At 72.9% G+C, this 18,199-nt stretch carries 17 protein-coding genes and 1 pseudogene; 15 read left to right on the top strand and 3 right to left on the bottom strand.

Annotated features, from left to right (window positions below; genetic code table 11):
• Window positions 1–16: 16 nt before the first annotated feature.
• The 5 genes from ABT245_RS37960 (at window position 17) to tsaE (ending at window position 5,597) form a co-directional block, all read left to right on the top strand.
• Window positions 17–388 carry a holo-ACP synthase gene (locus tag ABT245_RS37960; protein ID WP_351743228.1) on the top strand — a complete coding sequence of 124 codons (372 nt, stop codon included), beginning with the start codon at window positions 17–19 and terminating at the stop codon, window positions 386–388.
• Window positions 389–451: 63 nt separating this feature from the next.
• The gene (locus ABT245_RS37955; protein ID WP_351743225.1) at window positions 452–1,906 is read left to right on the top strand and encodes an NAD(P)H-hydrate dehydratase; all 1,455 of its coding nucleotides are present in this window, start codon (window positions 452–454) and stop codon (window positions 1,904–1,906) included.
• A gap of 659 nt (window positions 1,907–2,565) precedes the next feature.
• The gene (gene alr / locus ABT245_RS37950; RefSeq protein ID WP_351743223.1) at window positions 2,566–3,732 is read left to right on the top strand and encodes an alanine racemase; all 1,167 of its coding nucleotides are present in this window, start codon (window positions 2,566–2,568) and stop codon (window positions 3,730–3,732) included.
• A gap of 127 nt (window positions 3,733–3,859) precedes the next feature.
• Window positions 3,860–5,110 carry an alpha/beta fold hydrolase gene (locus tag ABT245_RS37945; protein WP_351743220.1) on the top strand — a complete coding sequence of 417 codons (1,251 nt, stop codon included), beginning with the start codon at window positions 3,860–3,862 and terminating at the stop codon, window positions 5,108–5,110.
• Entirely contained in the window at window positions 5,076–5,597 is a 522-nt protein-coding gene (tsaE, locus tag ABT245_RS37940) for a tRNA (adenosine(37)-N6)-threonylcarbamoyltransferase complex ATPase subunit type 1 TsaE (protein WP_351743218.1), read from the top strand. Before ABT245_RS37945 ends, tsaE begins: the two co-directional genes overlap by 35 nt.
• A gap of 733 nt (window positions 5,598–6,330) precedes the next feature.
• Here the strand turns inward: tsaE and ABT245_RS37935 are convergent.
• The gene (locus ABT245_RS37935) at window positions 6,331–6,888 is read right to left on the bottom strand and encodes a hypothetical protein (protein ID WP_351743216.1); all 558 of its coding nucleotides are present in this window, start codon (window positions 6,886–6,888) and stop codon (window positions 6,331–6,333) included.
• A gap of 114 nt (window positions 6,889–7,002) precedes the next feature.
• Here ABT245_RS37935 and tsaB point away from each other — a divergent pair, with 114 nt between their 5' ends.
• The 6 genes and pseudogenes from tsaB (at window position 7,003) to ABT245_RS37905 (ending at window position 12,024) form a co-directional block, all read left to right on the top strand.
• Window positions 7,003–7,659, top strand: coding sequence for a tRNA (adenosine(37)-N6)-threonylcarbamoyltransferase complex dimerization subunit type 1 TsaB (tsaB, locus tag ABT245_RS37930; RefSeq protein WP_351743214.1), 657 nt, complete (start codon window positions 7,003–7,005; stop codon window positions 7,657–7,659).
• A complete protein-coding gene (gene rimI / locus ABT245_RS37925; RefSeq protein WP_351743211.1) occupies window positions 7,656–8,168 on the top strand; it encodes a ribosomal protein S18-alanine N-acetyltransferase in 513 nt (170 codons plus the stop codon). Before tsaB ends, rimI begins: the two co-directional genes overlap by 4 nt.
• Window positions 8,161–9,276 (top strand): tRNA (adenosine(37)-N6)-threonylcarbamoyltransferase complex transferase subunit TsaD, encoded by a 1,116-nt coding sequence (tsaD, locus tag ABT245_RS37920; RefSeq protein WP_351743208.1) that lies wholly within the window; start codon window positions 8,161–8,163, stop codon window positions 9,274–9,276. Before rimI ends, tsaD begins: the two co-directional genes overlap by 8 nt.
• Window positions 9,273–9,530, top strand: a complete 258-nt coding sequence (locus tag ABT245_RS37915; protein ID WP_351743205.1) for a hypothetical protein — start codon at window positions 9,273–9,275, stop codon at window positions 9,528–9,530. The genes tsaD and ABT245_RS37915 overlap by 4 nt, the downstream gene beginning before the upstream one ends.
• 129 nt (window positions 9,531–9,659) lie before the next feature.
• Window positions 9,660–9,782, top strand: a pseudogene (locus tag ABT245_RS37910) (LCP family protein); the annotation flags it as partial.
• Between the two features lie 193 nt (window positions 9,783–9,975).
• Entirely contained in the window at window positions 9,976–12,024 is a 2,049-nt protein-coding gene (locus tag ABT245_RS37905) for a cell wall-binding repeat-containing protein (protein WP_351743202.1), read from the top strand.
• Here ABT245_RS37905 and ABT245_RS37900 read toward each other — a convergent pair.
• The gene (locus tag ABT245_RS37900) at window positions 12,002–13,255 is read right to left on the bottom strand and encodes a class I SAM-dependent methyltransferase (protein ID WP_502982263.1); all 1,254 of its coding nucleotides are present in this window, start codon (window positions 13,253–13,255) and stop codon (window positions 12,002–12,004) included. The genes ABT245_RS37905 and ABT245_RS37900 overlap by 23 nt on opposite strands.
• Before the next feature lie 90 nt (window positions 13,256–13,345).
• On the opposite strand from ABT245_RS37900, the gene ABT245_RS37895 reads away from it, so the two are divergent.
• The 4 genes from ABT245_RS37895 to groL all read left to right on the top strand — a co-directional run bounded on the left by ABT245_RS37895 (window position 13,346) and on the right by groL (window position 17,368).
• On the top strand, window positions 13,346–14,281 hold the full coding sequence (locus ABT245_RS37895) for a polysaccharide deacetylase family protein (protein ID WP_351743197.1): 936 nt from the start codon (window positions 13,346–13,348) through the stop codon (window positions 14,279–14,281).
• Window positions 14,278–15,120 carry a polysaccharide deacetylase family protein gene (locus ABT245_RS37890; RefSeq protein WP_351743194.1) on the top strand — a complete coding sequence of 281 codons (843 nt, stop codon included), beginning with the start codon at window positions 14,278–14,280 and terminating at the stop codon, window positions 15,118–15,120. The genes ABT245_RS37895 and ABT245_RS37890 overlap by 4 nt, the downstream gene beginning before the upstream one ends.
• A 202-nt stretch (window positions 15,121–15,322) precedes the next feature.
• Window positions 15,323–15,631: a co-chaperone GroES gene (groES, locus tag ABT245_RS37885; RefSeq protein ID WP_132856129.1), complete on the top strand. Its 309-nt coding sequence runs from the start codon at window positions 15,323–15,325 to the stop codon at window positions 15,629–15,631.
• Window positions 15,632–15,742: 111 nt separating this feature from the next.
• Window positions 15,743–17,368, top strand: coding sequence for a chaperonin GroEL (gene groL, locus ABT245_RS37880; protein ID WP_351743192.1), 1,626 nt, complete (start codon window positions 15,743–15,745; stop codon window positions 17,366–17,368).
• A 70-nt stretch (window positions 17,369–17,438) separates the two neighbouring features.
• Here the strand turns inward: groL and ABT245_RS37875 are convergent, their stop codons facing one another.
• On the bottom strand, window positions 17,439–18,146 hold the full coding sequence (locus ABT245_RS37875) for an ester cyclase (protein WP_351743189.1): 708 nt from the start codon (window positions 18,144–18,146) through the stop codon (window positions 17,439–17,441).
• Window positions 18,147–18,199 lie beyond the last annotated feature (53 nt).

Below are 18,199 nucleotides of genomic sequence, written 5' to 3'. Positions count from 1 at the left end.
CCGTAGGGTGCTCGGCATGAGCATCATCGGGGTCGGTATCGATGTGGCCGAGATCGACCGGTTCGAGGCGTCGCTGCAACGGACGCCCGGACTGGTCGGCCGGCTCTTCCTGGAAAGCGAGTTGCTGCTGCCGAGCGGCGAGCGCCGGGGCGCGGCCTCCCTCGCCGTCCGCTTCGCCGCCAAGGAGGCCCTGGCCAAGGCGCTCGGTGCCCCGCCCGGCCTGCACTGGACGGACGCCGAGGTGTACGTCGAGGACAGCGGGCAGCCCCGGCTGCGGGTGACGGGCACGGTCGCGGCCCGGGCCGCCCAGCTCGGCGTGACGTCCTGGCACGTCTCGCTCAGCCACGACGCGGGCGTGGCGTCCGCGGTGGTGATCGCGGAGGGCTGACGATCCGCCGACCCACGGGGGCGCGGGTGCGGGCGCGGGCACATCCGGGGCAGACTCGAACCCATGCGTACTGCGTACAGCGTGGAGACGGTGCGGGCCGCCGAGCGTGATCTCATGGCGCGGCTGCCGGAGGGGGCGCTCATGCAGCGGGCCGCCGCCGGACTGGCGGCCGCCTGCGCCGAGTTGCTCGGACGCGTCTACGGCAGCCGGGTCGTGCTGCTGGTGGGCAGCGGGGACAACGGAGGTGACGCCCTGTACGCCGGGGCGCGGCTCGCGCGCCGGGGAGCGGGGGTGACGGCCGTGCTGCTCGCGCCCGACCGCACCCATCCCGCGGGACTCGCCGCGCTGCGCCGCGCGGGCGGCAGCATCGCCGCGCCCGGCGCCGGTGAGGCGGCGATCGAGCGGGCCGGCCTCGTCGTCGACGGCATCGTCGGGATCGGCGGACGGGGCGGGCTGCGGCCCGAGGCCGCGGCCCTGGCCGCCGCCGCCGAGCGGGCCCGCGCCGTCGTCGTCGCCGTCGACCTGCCCAGCGGGGTCGAGGCGGGCACCGGGCAGGTGCTGGGGGCCGCCGTCCGCGCCGACCTCACCGTGACCTTCGGGACGCACAAGCCCGGGCTGCTGATCGACCCCGCCCGTGAGCACGCGGGTACCGTACGGCTCGTCGACATCGGGCTCGACCTGCCCGCCGAGCCGGAACTTGAGGCACTGCAACACGCGGACGTGGCCCGGCTGCTGCCGGTGCCCGGGGCGGAGAGCGACAAGTACCGGCGAGGGGTCGTCGGGATCGCGGCCGGGTCGGCGCGGTATCCGGGGGCCGCCGTGCTCGCCGTGTCGGGCGCGCTGCGCGGCGGGACCGGGGCCGTGCGGTACGTCGGGCCCGCCGCAGACGCCGTCATCGCCCGCTTCCCCGAGACCCTGGTCTCCGACCAGGGCCCGCACAAGGCGGGACGGGTGCAGGCATGGGTCACCGGGCCGGGCGCCGGGGACGACGCCGGGACCGTCGCGGAGGTGGTCGGGGCCGAGGTGCCGGTGCTCATCGACGCGGACGGGCTGCGGCTGGCCGACCGGGACGCGGTACGGGCCCGCACGGCGCCGACCCTGATGACCCCGCACGCCGGAGAGGCCGCCGCGCTGCTGGGCGTGGACCGCGAGGAGGTCGAGGGGGCGCGGCTGCCGGCGGTGCGCGAGTTGGCCGCGCGGTACGGCGCCACCGTCCTGCTCAAGGGCTCGACCACGCTGGTCGCCGACCCGGACGGCGGGGCGGTACGCGTCAACGCGACGGGGACGGCGTGGCTGGCCACCGCGGGCAGCGGAGACGTGCTGTCCGGGCTCGCGGGATCCCTGCTGGCCGCGGGCCTCTCCCCCCGGGACGCGGGCAGCGTGGCCGCGTATCTGCACGGACTGGCGGGCCGGTTCGCGGCGAACGGGGCGCCCGTGGGGGCGCACGATGTGGCGGGGGCGCTTGCGCGGGCGTGGCGCGATGTCAGGGCGGAGGCCGGCGCCGGGCCTGGTCGGTAGGGGGTGGCTGGGGCGTGTGTATGCCGGATGTGGGGCCTGGTCTGTAGGTGGTGCCTGGGACGTGTGTGGGCGGGGGTGTAATGCCGGGTGTGGGGCCTGGTCTGTAGGTGGTGCCTGGGACGTGTGTGGGCGGGGGTGTAATGCCGGGTGTGGGGCCTGGTCGGTAGGCGGTGGCTGGGGCGTGTGGGCGGGGGGTGTACGCCGGGTGTGGGGAGGGCGTGAGGGCTGGTGAGTTTGTTTGCGGCGGTTGGGGGCCTGTAGGGGGCGCGCGATGTGGCGGGGGTGGTTGCCGCGGTCTGCCGGTCGGCACCGGTAGCGGGCCTTGTCCGCGCGTATCCCGCCGCACCCGCGCGATTCCCCTCGTACGCCCCATCAGCGCCGTACCCGCGCCGGCCCACACGCCCCTTGCCACCGGGCGGGTACGCACCCCGCCCCCGCCACGGCCTGCCGGCCGGCGCGTGCGCGGAGCGGGGTCGGCTTTCGGAGGTTGTCCGCCGGTCGGCGTAGGGGCCGTCGTTCGCCCGGGCGGCCAGGGACCGGAGCCGGCCGGGAACGGTGGTCCGTCGGGGGCGCATGACGGTGTGTGGGGCGCGCGGCGGTGGTCAGGCGCGGGCCTGTGCCCCGGTACCACCGGTCGCCTCTGAGACACTGGGGGCGCCATGAAAGACACAGCACCCCTGCCGACGGCGCCCCTGCGAGCCCGTGCCGAGATCGACCTGACCGCGCTGCGGTCCAATGTGCGCGCGCTGCGCGCCCTCGCACCGGGCGCCGCCCTGATGGCCGTCGTCAAGTCCGACGCGTACGGCCACGGGGCGGTGCCGTGCGCCCGGGCGGCCCTCGACGCGGGCGCGACCTGGCTCGGCACGGCCACCCCCGAGGAGGCCCTGGAGCTGCGCGCGGCCGGGCTGCCGGGGCGCGTCATGTGCTGGCTGTGGACCCCCGGCGGCCCCTGGCGGCAGGCGATCGAGGCCGACATCGATGTGTCGGTCAGCGCCATGTGGGCGCTGCGCGAGGTCACGGCGGCGGCGCGCGAGGCGGGCCTGCCCGCGCGGGTGCAGCTCAAGGCGGACACCGGGCTCGGGCGCAACGGCTGCCAGCCCGCCGACTGGGCCGACCTGGTGGCCGCCGCCCTGCGCGCCGAGGCGGACGGGCTGATCCGGATCACCGGGCTGTGGTCGCACTTCGCCTGCGCCGACGAGCCCGGCCATCCGTCCATCGCCGCCCAGCTCACCCGCTTCCGGGAGATGACGGCGTACGCCGAGGACCACGGCGTACGCCCCGAGGTGCGGCACATGGCCAACTCGCCGGCCACGCTCACCCTCCCCGAGGCCCACTTCGACCTGGTGCGCACCGGGATCGCGGTCTACGGCATCTCGCCCGGCCCGGAGATCGGCACCTCCGCCGACTTCGGACTGCGTCCGGTGATGACGCTGGCGGCGTCGCTGGCGCTGGTCAAGCACGTTCCGGGCGGGCACGGCATCAGCTACGGCCACCACTACGTCACCCCGGGCGAGACGACCCTCGGCCTGGTGCCCGTCGGCTACGCGGACGGCGTCCCGCGGCACGCCTCGGGCAGCGGCCCGGTGCTGGTCGGCGGCAAGTGGCGGACCGTCGCCGGGCGGGTCGCGATGGACCAGTTCGTGGTCGACCTCGGCGGCGACCGGCCCGAGACCGGCGCCGAGGCGGTCCTGTTCGGGCCCGGCGACCGCGGTGAGCCCACCGCCGAGGACTGGGCGCAGGCCGCCGGCACCATCGCGTACGAGATCGTCACGCGCATCGGAACCCGCGTCCCCCGCGTCTACGTGAACGAGGCCCTGGACGGGTAGTCCGCACAGGGACCCGGGTCGCACCCGCACCGCGGGGGACCCGGCCCGGTGACGCCCGTGCCGCAGGCACGCAGGACCCGCAGTACCCACCCAGCGAACTGTGCAGTACGGCGAAGAGGAGCGGTACGTGAGCGAGAGCAGCGCCAGGGCCGTCGTGGACGCCGCCGCGGCGGCCGTCGCATCCGCCGCGCAGGAGGCCGGCGGCTGGCGCAGGGCGACCGGCCTCGCGGGCGCCGCGATAGGCGTGCTGGCCGCGGGCGCGGCGGCCGGTGTCGCGATCGAGCGGATGACCGTGGGCCGCGGGATGCGCCGCAGGGCACGGCTGGCGCTGGACGCCACGGGGCCGTACGGGGGGCTGCGCGGCACGCCGGGCAAGGCGTACGCCGACGACGGCACCGAGCTGTACTTCGAGGTCGACGACGTCGAACCCGAGGGCGGCCCGGCGGCCCGGCGGCGCCGCCTCTTCGGCCGCAAGGCGCCCGCCCCGGTCACCGTCGTCTTCAGCCACGGCTACTGCCTCAGCCAGGACTCCTGGCACTTCCAGCGGGCGGCGCTGCGGGGCGTCGTGCGGACCGTGTACTGGGACCAGCGCAGCCACGGCCGGTCCGGGCGGGGCATGGAACAGCTGCGGGACGACGTGCCGCTGACCATCGACCAGCTCGGCCGCGACCTGAAGGCCGTCATGGACGCGGCCGTGCCGGAGGGGCCGATGGTGCTGGTCGGACACTCCATGGGCGGCATGACGGTGATGGCGCTGGCCGCCCAGTACCCGGAACTGATCCGTGACCGGGTGGTCGCCACCGCGCTGGTCGGTACGTCGTCCGGGCGGCTCGGCGAGGTCAACTTCGGGTTGCCGCTGGCCGGCGTCAACGCGGTGCGCCGGGTCCTGCCGGGTGTGCTGAAGGCGCTCGGGCAGCAGGCGGCGCTGGTCGAGAAGGGGCGCCGGGCCACGGCCGACCTGTTCGCCGGGATCATCAAGCGGTACTCGTTCGCGTCCCGGGACGTCGATCCGGCGGTCGAGCGGTTCGCCGAGCGGATGATCGAGTCCACCCCGATCGATGTGGTCGCCGAGTTCTACCCGGCCTTCACCGACCACGACAAGACCGAGGCGCTCGACTACTTCAAGGACATACCCGTGCTGGTGCTGGCCGGGGTGCGGGATCTGATCACGCCCAGCGAGCACAGCGAGGCCATCGCCGACCTGCTCCCGGAGGCGGAACTGGTGCTGGTCCCGGACGCGGGGCACCTGGTGATGCTGGAGCACCCCGAAGTGGTGACCGACCGGCTCGCCGACCTGCTCACCCGCGTGGGAGCCGTGCCGGCAGGGGCTACCGTAAGTGGCTATGGAAGCACCAGCAGCGCCGCACGACCCGGCTGACTCCCCTGCCGTAGAGATCACCGTCAACTCTCCCGAGCAGATGAGGGAGTTGGGCCGCAAGCTGGCCAAGCTGCTGCGCGCCGGCGATCTGGTGATGCTCAGCGGGGAGCTGGGCGCGGGCAAGACGACGCTCACCCGTGGTCTCGGCGAAGGGCTCGGTGTGCGCGGGGCGGTCACCTCGCCGACGTTCGTGATCGCCCGGGTGCACCCGTCGCTGGGCGACGGCGCGCCGCTCGTGCACGTCGACGCCTACCGGCTGTCCGGCGGCCTTGACGAGATGGAGGACCTCGACCTCGATGTCTCGCTGCCCGAGTCGGTGGTCGTCGTGGAATGGGGCGAGGGCAAGGTCGAGGAGCTGACCGAGGACCGGTTGCGGATCGTGATCCACCGGGCCGTCGGGGACACGACGGACGAGGTACGGCATGTGACGCTGGCCGGGCTCGGGGAGCGCTGGCAGACCGTGGACCTCGGGGTGCTCGCCGCCTGAGCGGACCGCCCCTGACCTGGCGGTGGGCGGTAGCGGACGGTTCCGACAACATGTCGGGAAAATATTGCCCCGGGCCTGTCCGGTGTGGTCACATGGTACCCAGCCCGTAGTTAGGTGTACCTAAGTACCCGGTAGCGCCTGGCTGCGTCCGCCCCCGTTCGTCAGGAGGCGTCCATGTCAGCCTCGAACCCCCCGGCGCCCCCGCACCAGCCCCCTACGCTGCCGCACCAGCCCCCCGCGGCGCCGCCGCGCGAGCCCGCCCCGGTCCCCATGCGCGACCTGCTCGCCGCATGCGCGGCCGCGGCGATCATCTCCCACCCACCCCACCCCCCGTCCCCCCAAGGGCAGCCCCGCTAAGGGCGCGGGAACCCGCACGACCAGCCACAACGCTCCCGCACCGGCCCCAACCTGCCACCCGCTCCAGGCGGCGAGCCCACCAGCGCTGGGGGGCCGCGCCCGTCAGTGTCAGGGGCGCGGGGAACTGCGCGAGAACCCACGACGCTCCCGCAGACGATCACCGGCCTCGGACCGCATCCGCTGGGGTCACCGTGTCATCCCGGCCGGGGTCGTGCGCGTCAGGGGCGCGGGGAACTGCGCGACCAGCCACGACGCTCCCGCAGACGACCACCGACCACCGGCCACCGACCCCCGACCCCCGACCACCGACGCCGACCGACGACCACCGAGCACCGACCGACGACCGCCGACGCCGACCGCTCGCCCCGCGGAGCGCCTAGCGGATGACCACCACGCGGACCCCGATCGTCGCGAACTTCCACATCGCCTCACCGTTCCGCCGGGTTTCCCGGATGCCACCCGTCTTGACGGACGGATCGGTCACCGACGGCGAGTCCCTGACCGCGGCGCTGAAGCCGACGACCACGCCGTCCACGCTGGTGAACCGCACCACGTGCTCGACGAGCGCCCCATCGGTACCGGTGATCGCCTTCGACCGGGACGTCACCTCGTACGAGCCCGGCTTCGGGTCCACGGTGCCCGGCGTCACCGCGAACGTGTGCTGCACCCTGCCGTTCGCGCCGACCAGCCACACCCGGTTGTCGTCCAGCGAGTACACGACCCGTTCACCCCTGCCGGAGCCGGCGGGCAGCGCGATGGGGTTCTTCCTGTCCCGGGGCGCCTTGCTGGCCGCCACCGCGGGCGACGCGCTCGCGGCAGGCCTGCCGCCGAGCCCGGGCGGGACGTTCGCGGAGGCCTGGTAGGCGAGGAAGCCGACCGTTCCCACGGCCACCGCGGTGAGCCCGGCCACGATCGACGAGCTGGTCCCTGCCACGTCTGCCCACCTCTGCTTCGCGTCATATGTCGTACTTCGTGCCGACCGTAGCAGTCAGTGACCGCCCGACAAGGGCGGGCGTGCACGGGGCCCGCGGAGCCGTAGGCTGTTCGCGTGCTCTTGCTCGCTCTCGATACCGCCACCCCCGCCGTCACCGTCGCGCTGCACGACGGCGACGCCGTCATCGCCTCCTCCAGCCAGGTCGACGCGCGCCGGCACGGCGAGCTGCTGCTGCCGGCCGTGGACCGTGTCCTCGCCGAGGCGGGGCTCCGGCTGGACGCCGTCACCGGGATCGTCGTCGGCATCGGCCCCGGCCCCTACACCGGACTGCGCGTGGGTCTGATGACCGCCGACACCTTCGGCCTCGCCCTGGGCGTCCCGGTGCACGGCGTGTGCACCCTGGACGGCCTCGCCTACGCGGCCGACATCGAGAAGGGCCCCTTCGTCGTGGCGACCGACGCCCGGCGCAAGGAGGTCTACTGGGCGACGTACGCGGATTCGCGCACCCGGGTGACGGGCCCGGCCGTGGACCGGCCCGCGGACATCGCCGACCGGGTGGCCGGGCTGCCCGCCGTCGGCGCGGGCGCGCTGCTGTACCCCGACACCTTCCCGCAGGCCCACGAGCCCGAGCAGGTGTCCGCCGCGGCCCTCGCCTCGCTGGCCGCGGAGCGGCTGGCCGCGGGTGAGCCGCTGCCCGAGCCCCGTCCGCTCTACCTGCGCCGTCCCGACGCCCAGGTGCCCAAGAACTACAAGGTGGTCACCCCCAAGTGACCGAGTCCGTGAAGCCCGCGCTGCGCGAGATGCGCTGGTGGGACATCGATGCCGTCCTCGGCATGGAGAAGGACCTCTTCCCCGAGGACGCCTGGTCGCGCGGCATGTTCTGGTCGGAGCTGGCGCACGCCCGCGGCCCGGCCGCGACCCGGCGGTACGTGGTGGCCGTCGAGGGCGACCGGATCGTCGGCTACGCGGGCCTGGCCGCCCAGGGCGAACTGGCCGACATCCAGACCATCGCCGTCGCCCGCGACCACTGGGGCACCGGACTCGGCCGGCTGCTGCTGGCCGAGCTGCTGCGGGCCGCCACCGCCTTCGAGTGCGCCGAGGTGATGCTGGAGTGCCGGGTGGACAACGTCCGGGCACAGAAGCTGTACGAGCGCTTCGGCTTCGAACCGATCGGCTTCAGACGCGGCTACTACCAGCCGGGGAACGTGGACGCCCTGGTGATGCGCCTGACCGACCCGTCCGCATCCACTTCCGTACGAGGAACCGAGAACAATGGCTGACGAACCTCTGGTCCTGGGGATCGAGACCTCCTGTGACGAGACCGGCGTCGGCATCGTCCGCGGCACCACCCTGCTCGCGGACGCCGTCGCGTCCAGCGTGGACGAGCACGCCCGCTTCGGCGGGGTGGTGCCGGAGGTGGCGTCCAGAGCGCACCTGGAGGCGATGGTCCCGACGATCGAGCGCGCCCTGAAGGACGCCGGTGTGCGCGCGCGGGACCTGGACGGCATCGCGGTGACGGCGGGTCCGGGCCTTGCGGGCGCGCTGCTGGTCGGGGTCTCGGCGGCGAAGGCGTACGCCTACGCGCTCGGCAAGCCCCTGTACGGCGTGAACCACCTCGCCTCGCACATCTGCGTGGACCAGCTGGAGCACGGCGCGCTGCCCGAGCCGACCATGGCCCTGCTGGTCAGCGGCGGGCACTCGTCGCTGCTGCTGTCGACGGACATCACCTCGGACGTCCGGCCCATGGGCGCGACGATCGACGACGCGGCCGGTGAGGCCTTCGACAAGATCGCCCGGGTGCTGGACCTCGGCTTCCCCGGCGGCCCGGTCATCGACCGGTACGCGCGCGAGGGCGACCCGGAGGCGATCGCGTTCCCGCGCGGCCTGACGGGCCCGCGCGATCCCGCGTACGACTTCTCCTTCTCCGGTCTGAAGACGGCGGTGGCCCGCTGGATCGAGGCCCGGCGTGCGGCCGGCGAGGAGGTTCCGGTGCGGGATGTCGCGGCGTCCTTCCAGGAGGCCGTGGTGGACGTGCTCACCCGCAAGGCCGTACGGGCGTGCAAGGACCAGGGCGTCGACCACCTCATGATCGGCGGCGGGGTCGCCGCCAACTCCCGGCTGCGCGTCCTGGCCCAGCAGCGCTGCGAGGCGGCGGGCATCCGGCTGCGGGTGCCGCGGCCCAAGCTGTGCACCGACAACGGCGCGATGGTGGCCGCCCTCGGCGCGGAGATGGTGGCGCGCAACCGGGCCGCGTCGGACTGGGGGCTGTCGGCCGACTCGTCCCTGCCGGTGACGGACCCGCACGTCCCGGGCGAGACCCCCGGCCACGCCCACGCCCACTCGCACGACCACGTGCACGAGATCAGCAAGGAGAACCTCTACCCGTGACAGTCGCTCTCATGTGGGAGGCGCGGGCGGCGCAGGGCCGGGGTGAGGAACTCCTCGCCTGGGCCCGGACCCAGCACCCGTCCGGCAGCCCGCTCCGCCGCGAGACCTTCCGCGCCCCGCAGGACCGGGTGCTGGTCATCACCTGGTGGGATGCGCCGTACGACGCCGACCTCCCCGAACTCCCCGAGCCCCCAGCCGACTTGGCCTCCCGCCCGGTACACCGCTGGCGCTTCGAGTCGGTCGGCGAGAACTGACCCCACCGGCCGGCCCGGGGAGGCCCACGACTCGCCCGGCCCGCCGTTGACCACCCCGCCACCCGGTACGCCCAGGGCGCCCGACCGTGTCGACCAGGTGCGGGTCCTCGCTGATCGTCTTCTCCGCCAAAGGGGCTGACGGCGGACCGGGTGACGACGGTGATGATGCCGGTGGTGCCGGCGCCGTACGACCGCAACCGGGTGGTGGCCCGCGAACCGGCGGCGAGCGACCTGTGGGCGTCGCTGCGCTGAATCCCCCTGGGGTGCGATTCGTAACCTGAAGTATCAACTCTGTTCATTCGTAGCCGTGTTCACCCCGTCCCGGTGGGCACTACAGTGACTCAGCCGCTGTGGAACGGCTGTGTGGTCGCCTGGGGGAAAGAAGCCGACCCGGCCGCGCGCGGCACTCGACTGACATGTCATCCGACCGTGGGGGGTCGACAACTTGAGACTGTTCACGCGCCGCCGTGCCGCGGCGCTCGCGACCGCGGCGGTGCTCGCCGCGGTGGGCACCCTGGCGACCGCGCCGGGCGCCGCCGCCGACGACGCGGGGCCCTGGCCCGGCACCGAAGGCAAGATCCTCGTCGACGGGGGCACCCTGATCGACCCGGCGACCGGCAAGGCCACCCAGATCCCCGATGTGGGGGGCGACCACGCCGCCTGGGCGCCGGACGGCAGCCGGCTGATCACCAGCTCGGGCCGGATCTCCAGCTTCCGCCCCAGCGGCTCCGCCAAGATCACCCTGCCGTGGGCCGAAGGTGTGCGCTCCAGCGCCCCGTACGAGGACCTGGCCTTCGGCTGGAGCGGCGGGTACGTCGTCTTCTCCACCGGCGGCCAGCTCGTCCACGGCCCCTCGGACGGGTCGTGGGCCCCGCAGCCGCTGCTGACCAACGCCCTGGAGCCGTCCACCGTCTGCGACACCCACCCGACGGTGAGCACCACGGGCCTGGTCGCCTTCCAGCGCACCACCGGCCACGGCTGCTTGGACAACGCCGGCGTCTACGTCTACGACGGGTCCGCGCAGACGGTCAAGCGCGTCCTCACCGACGCCCGGCAGCCCGACTACTCGCCCGACGGCACCAAGCTGGCCTTCGTCCGCCCGGACGCCGACGGCAACACCCAGATCTTCACGGCCGACGCCGACGGCACCGACGTCAAGCAGCTGACCACCGGCCCGCGGCAGTACGCCAACCCGTCCTGGTCGCCCACCGGCACCCGGATCGTCTTCGACGCCCACACCTCGCCGAACAGCGACGACGTGCACACGATCGAGTACGCCGACGTGGCCACCGGCGAGCTGACCAAGGTCGCGGGCGGTGCGGGCCTGAGCATCGGCGACAATCCCAGCTGGCAGCCGCTGCGCAAGAACACCACCGGCCGGGTCTGGGGCGCCGACTCCTACGCCACCAACGTCGCCTCCTCCCGCTGGAGTTGGAACACGGTCGGCACGAGCAGGCCCGGCCTGCTGAACGCGAAGTCCGCGGTGCTGGTCAACCGGGACGACTCGGCCTACTCGCTCACCGCGCCCACGCTGGCCGGCAAGAAGCAGGGCCCGGTGCTGATGACGCCGAAGACCGGGCTGTCGACGGCGGTGAAGAACGAGCTGAAGCGGGTGCTGAAGCCGGGCGCGAACGTCTGGATGCTGGGCGGCACATCCGTCCTGTCCGGCGACGTCGCCGCGCAGCTGCGGACCCTCGGCTACGTCCCCAAGCGGATCTCCGCCGCGGACCGCTACGCGACCTCCGTCTCGGCGGCCAAGGCGGTGACCGGCAGCCCGAAGTACGTCTTCCTGGCCAGCGGCACCGACTACAAGGCGGCCCTTGCGGCGGCCGCCGCGGCGGGCGCAGACGGCACGGGCGGCGCGGGCGGTCTCGTCCTCACCAGCGGCAACACGCTGTCCTCGGCGGTGAAGTCGTACCTCAACGGCCTGAACCCCGACAAGACCATGATCATCCCGGTCGGGTCGGCGGCGAAGTACGCGGTGACGCACACATACTTCTCCAAGTGGCCGTCGACGTACTACTACTACCCGGTCACGGCGGGCAGCGCCGAGGCCCTCTCGGTGGCCGTCGCCAAGCTCTGGTGGACCACGCCGCGCACGGTCGCGGTCGCCTACACCGGCTCCTGGCGCGACGGGATGTCCGCGGGCGCGGCGATGAACGTCTACGGCCCGATCCTGTGGACCTCCCGGCCCGGCCTGTCGAACGACACGAAGAGCTATCTGCTGCGCCAGTCCGCGGGCACCCAGTCCGTCATCGCCTTCGGCGACACCGGCTCGGTCACCCTGGGCGCGCTCAACACGGCAGGTGCGTCGATCAGCGCCGGCGGGAGCGACTTCGTGTACCGGCCGTTCTACAACGGCGTCGACAGCGCGGGCCCGCAGTCCTTCGCGCTGCGGGCCGGCGGCGAGGGGCCCGCAGCCGCCCCGGCCAAGTCCGGCCGGCCGGCCGCCGAGCCGAACCTGGAAGCGCTCAGGACGGCCCAGAACCAGTAGCGGTCGCCGTCGCGGGGGCCCCGACCAGCATGGTCGGCGCCCCCGCGACGCGCGTGAGGAACACGGTCGCCGCGTTCGGCCCCTGCGGCCTGACCTTCCTGCGCAGTTCCTCCGGCTCCACCGCCGACCCCCGCTTCTTCACGGTCAGCGTCCCGACCCGCCGCTCCCGCAGCAGCGCCTTCAACTTCTTGACGTTGAAGGGGAGCCGGTCGGTGATCTCGTACGACGTGGCGTACGGCGTCGCCCGCAGTTCGTCCGCGGTCACATAGGCGATGGTCGGGTCGATCAGCCCGCCGCCCAGCTCCGCGGCCACCTCGGCCACCAGGTGCGCCCGGATGACGGCGCCGTCGGGTTCGTACAAGTACCGCCCCACGGGCCGCACTTCGGGGTCCGGCAGCCCCCGGCCGAGCAGGCTGCGCGGACCGGGCAGCAGGGTGGCCCGCACGGCGCCCGGTGTCCCGGTGCCGAACCAGAGCACCGCCTCCTTCACCTCACCGCCGTCCGAGATCCACTCGGCCTCGGCCCGGTCCGGGATCGTCTCGTGGGCGATCCCCGGCGCGATCTTCAGCGCGGCCGTGCGCGCCGTCGACGCCGCCCCCACCGCCCAGGACAGCGGCGGCGAGTAGCCCTCCGGGTCGAAGATCCGCCCGCCCGTCGCCCGGCCGCCGCCCGCCACCGACGCCCCTCGCGCGGCTCCTCCGGTTCTGCCGCCGCGCCGGGCCGGGTCGACGAACACCGCGTCCCAGCCGGAGGTGTCGACCCCGGTGACATCCGCCTCCCGCACCTCGATCAGCTCCTCAAGGCCCAGTGCCGCCGCGTTGGCGCGGGCGACCTCGGCCGTCAGCGGATCCCGGTCCACGGCGAGCACCCGGATCCCGGCGCGGGCGAACGCGATGGCGTCGCCGCCGATGCCGCAGCACAGATCGGCGACGGAGCCGACGCCCAGGTCGCGCAGGCGTGCCGCCCGGTACGTCGCCACGCTGGTCCGGGTCGCCTGCTCGACCCCGTCGGGCGTGAAGTACATCCGCCCCGCGTCCGCCCCGAACTTCGCCGCCGCCCGCTGCCGCAGCCGGGCCTGGCCGAGGGCCGCCGAGACCAGTTCGGCCGGGTGCGCGCGGCGCAGGCGGGTGGCGACGGCGAGTTCGTCGCCGGGCCGCGTGTCGCGTACCTCGTCGAGGAGGGCACGGCCCTCGGGGGTGAGCAGCGAGCGGAAGGGAAGCAGGTCGTTCACCGGGTCATTGTGGGCCAGTCGATGGATGCTGCGCCCGCGGCGGCGGTGTCGGACCGGATCGGCGGCCGGTGGCTGCGAGGATCCGGCACCATGCGAGTAGTAGTACAAAATGACAAAATTAGTGCGCATCGTGGAAGAACATCCGTCCGGGGCGGCCTCGCCCTGCTCGCCGTCACCGCCGTCGTCTCCGGCTGCACGGCGCCGGGCGGTGACGCGGACGTCCGCCCCGCCGCGGGCCGGCAGCCGCACCAGGCGCCCCCCGCTCCCCGTCTGGACGACTACGACGCCCGGCGCGCCGCCGACCGCGCCACCCTGGCCGCCGCCGCCCGCCGCTGGGGCCTGGACGAGGTCCCCCTGACGCCCCCCCGGCCCCCGGCGCACAAGCCGCCGATCACCGCCCGCGACGGCTTCGAGGTCGAGGACCAGGAGGAACTGGGCCTGCCCCCGGTCTTCACCACGATCCCCACCCAGCAGAAGGTCGTCTTCCTCACCATCGACGACGGCGCCGAGAAGGACCCGGCGTTCCTGCGCATGATGGCCGACCTGAAGATCCCGTACACCGCCTTCCTCAGCGACTACCTGGCCAAGGACGACTACGGCTACTTCCGCAAGATGCAGTCGCAGGGCATCACGCTCAACAACCACACCCTCCACCACCCCTATCTGCCCGGCCTGTCCTACGAGGAGCAGCGGGACGAGATCTGCGGCATGCAGGACATCCTGGAGAAGCAGCTCGGCAAGCGCCCGACCGTCTTCCGCCCGCCCTACGGCAACTACAACCGGGACACCCTGGTCGCCGCCAAGTCCTGTGGGATCAAGTACGCGCCGATCTGGGACGAGGAGGTCTTCGTCGACCACTGGGAGTACCGCGAGTGGGACCGCAGCCTGCATCCCGGGGACATCGTGCTCACCCACTTCCGGGGCCGCTCCGACTGGGACGGGTCCATGACCGACATGGTCCGGCGGTTTCTGAACAAGGTCACCCGCGAGGGGTACGCGGTGGCACGCCTGGAGGACTACCTGTGAGGCGCCCGGGGCGGCTCACGCCGGCGGCACGGTGCCGGACGCCGGCCGCCGCGGCCCTGGCCGGTGTCCTGCTGCTGGCCGGCTGCGCGCAGTCCGTCGACCCCATCGAACGGCTCGGCAAGAAGGCCGCCCAGGGCGTACGGTCACCCGGCCCGGCCACCGGGCAGCCCTACCGCCGATGGGGCCTGAACGCCCCGCTCGCCCCCGCCCCCAAGCCCGCGGCGCGCCCCCTGCCGGCCGGCACCGCGGGCCGCCCGCTGCCCCCGGTCCTGGACCATGTGACGACATCCGACCCGGTCGTCTTCCTCACCTACGACGACGGCGCCGAGCGGGACCCCCGGTTCATCGACATGGTCCGCGACCTGCGGCTCCCGGTCAGTTTCTTCCTCACCGACAGCGTCGTCGGCCCGGGCTACGGCCACTTCGCCCGCCTCCGCTCGGTCGGCGCCGACGTCCAGAACCACACCCTCGACCATCCCGCCCTGGGCGGACTGCCCTACGCGGGGCAGCGCGCCGAGATCTGCGGCCAGCAGGACAAGCTCAAGTCCCGTTTCGGCGTCCGCCCCCGGCTCTTCCGCCCGCCCTACGGCACGTACGACACGACGACCCTGCGCGCGGCGGCCGACTGCGGCATCGCCGCGGTGATCCTGTGGCGGGCCGCGATGGGCGCCGACACCCTCGACTACGTCCGGGGTGACAAGCGCCTGAGCCCCGGCGACATCATCCTGGTCGGCCCCGACGAGTCCACCGGACCCACCCTCAGGGAGCGCACGACGCGCCTGCTCCGGCGGGTCCAGTCCGCGGGTCTGACCGTGGGCCGTCTGGAGGACTACCTGTGAGCCGTCGGGGCCGGACGCGCCACGGTCGATTGGCACTCCGCTTGACCGAGTGCTAATCGCAGTCATAGTCTCGGCTCTGGCACTCCCCCATGGAGAGTGCCAACAACGCGACGGGCAGGTCCGGCACCCGCGACGACGGATCGACCTGGTCGCCACCTCAGACAGTTAACCCCGTGAGATCTCCGAAGGGGGAGGTCGGATCGTGACGACCGCCAGCTCCAAGGTTGCCATCAAGCCGCTCGAGGACCGCATCGTGGTCCAGCCGCTCGACGCCGAGCAGACCACGGCCTCGGGCCTGGTCATTCCGGACACCGCCAAGGAAAAGCCCCAGGAGGGCGTCGTCCTGGCCGTGGGCCCGGGCCGTTTCGAGGACGGCAACCGTCTTCCGCTCGACGTCAGCGTCGGCGACGTCGTGCTCTACAGCAAGTACGGCGGCACCGAGGTGAAGTACAACAACGAGGAGTACCTCGTTCTCTCGGCCCGCGACGTGCTCGCGATCATCGAGAAGTAATTCACCCCAGCACTCGTGCTGTGAGCTGCGCCCCTGGCCCCGCCATCAAGAAGCCGGGCGCCCGGGGCGCAGCGTCTTTACCACCAGATTTCCGAGAGGGCCCCCGCTGCCATGGCGAAGATCCTGAAGTTCGACGAGGACGCCCGTCGCGCCCTTGAGCGCGGCGTCAACAAGCTGGCCGACACGGTGAAGGTGACGATCGGCCCCAAGGGCCGCAACGTCGTCATCGACAAGAAGTTCGGCGCACCCACCATCACCAACGACGGTGTCACCATCGCCCGTGAGGTCGAGATCGAGGACCCGTACGAGAACCTCGGCGCCCAGCTGGTGAAGGAGGTGGCGACCAAGACCAACGACATCGCGGGTGACGGCACCACCACCGCCACCGTGCTGGCCCAGGCCCTGGTGCGCGAGGGCCTGAGGAACGTCGCCGCCGGCGCCTCCCCGGCCGCCCTGAAGAAGGGCATCGACGCCGCGGTCAAGGCCATCTCCGAGGACCTGCTCGGCTCGGCCCGGCCGATCGACGAGAAGTCCGACATCGCCGCCGTCGCCGCGCTGTCCGCCCAGGACCAGCAGGTCGGCGAGCTGATCGCCGAGGCGATGGACAAGGTCGGCAAGGACGGTGTGATCACCGTCGAGGAGTCCAACACCTTCGGCCTCGAACTGGACTTCACCGAGGGCATGGCCTTCGACAAGGGCTACCTGTCGCCGTACTTCGTGACGGACCAGGAGCGCATGGAGGCCGTCCTGGAGGACCCGTACATCCTCATCAACCAGGGCAAGATCTCCGCCATCGCCGACCTGCTGCCGCTGCTGGAGAAGGTCATCCAGGCGGGCTCCTCCAAGCCGCTGCTGATCATCGCCGAGGACGTCGAGGGCGAGGCCCTGTCGACCCTGGTCGTCAACAAGATCCGCGGCACCTTCAACGCCGTCGCGGTGAAGGCCCCGGGCTTCGGCGACCGCCGCAAGGCGATGCTGGAGGACATGGCGATCCTCACCGGCGCCACCGTCATCTCCGAGGAGGTCGGCCTCAAGCTGGACCAGGTCGGTCTGGACGTGCTCGGCACCGCCCGCCGCATCACCGTCACCAAGGACGACACCACCCTCGTCGACGGCGCCGGCAACAAGTCGGACGTCGAGGGCCGCATCGCGCAGATCAAGGCCGAGATCGAGAACACCGACTCCGACTGGGACCGCGAGAAGCTCCAGGAGCGCCTCGCGAAGCTGGCCGGCGGCGTGTGCGTGATCAAGGTCGGCGCCGCCACCGAGGTGGAGCTGAAGGAGAAGAAGCACCGTCTGGAGGACGCCATCTCCGCGACCCGCGCCGCGGTCGAGGAGGGCATCGTCTCCGGTGGTGGCTCCGCGCTCGTCCACTCCTCCAAGGTCCTGGACGGCAACCTCGACAAGTCCGGCGACGAGGCCACCGGTGTCGCGGTCGTCCGCAACGCCGTCGTCGAGCCGCTGCGCTGGATCGCGGAGAACGCGGGCCTTGAGGGCTACGTGATCGTCTCCAAGGTCAAGGAGCTGGACAAGGGCAACGGCTACAACGCCGCCACCGGCGAGTACGGCGACCTGGTCAAGGCCGGCGTCATCGACCCGGTGAAGGTCACCCGCTCCGCCCTGGAGAACGCCGCCTCCATCGCCTCCCTCCTGCTGACGACCGAGACCCTGGTCGTCGAGAAGAAGGAAGAAGAGGAGCCGGCCGCCGCGGGCCACGGCCACGGCCACGCCCACTGACACCCGGCAGCGAGGGCCCGGCACCCGAAAGGGCGCCGGGCCCTCGCGCTGCCCGCTGCGGTCACCGCGGTCACTGTTCCAGCTGGTCGAGCGCGCCCAACTGCTGCATCAGACCCAACTGGTCGTGCTGCCACCAGGTCTCGGCGATCCGGCCGTTCGCGCCGAACCGGAAGACGGTGGTACCGGTCGTGGTGACCCGCCTGCCGGTGGCGGTGATCCCCAGGAACTCCCCCCGGTGCGTGGCGTTCCAGGTCCAGCGGGCACAGGCCCGGTCGCCCTGGACGATCAGATCCTCCACGGTGAAGGCGGAGTCGAAGGCGGCCCGCCACATCCGGTACTCCGCGCGGACCGAGTCCAGCCCGATCGTGTCCTGCGGATTGAGCGGATCATGGCTGTGCACGTCCTCGTCGAGCAGGTCGTTCAGCGGCCCCAGCTCACCCGGCGCCGCGAGCGTCGCGAAGAAGCGCCGCACCGTCTCAGCGCCCAGCGGCTCCTCGCGTACGACGTCCAGGTCGATGAATGTCGGCATCTCGTCGCAGAGGGCGACCAACTGCTGGTAGACCTTGCCCGTCTCGGGAAGGTTCGAGTTCCGCATCGCGTCCGCGTACGAGGGGAACTCCACGATCTCCACGATGTGCGACGCATCCGACCGGTCCCTGCCCACCAGGTCGTATGTCGCGGTCCGCTTCCCCTTGGTCTGCTCGACCCAGGTGTCCAGCAGCCGGTTCATCTCGTCGAACCGGCTCGTCCTGCACTCGATGAGCTGTACGAACGTCATGACGCCGCCTCCGGCCCCCCTGGGTCCGGTTCCGTCCCGCCCATCTTCCCACC

Origin of the sequence: Streptomyces sp. NPDC001508 (assembly GCF_040298665.1) — a bacterium.
Lineage (GTDB): Bacteria > Actinomycetota > Actinomycetes > Streptomycetales > Streptomycetaceae > Streptomyces.
Note: the sequence above shows the minus strand (reverse complement) of the source record. Positions and strands in the feature narration are given on the sequence as shown.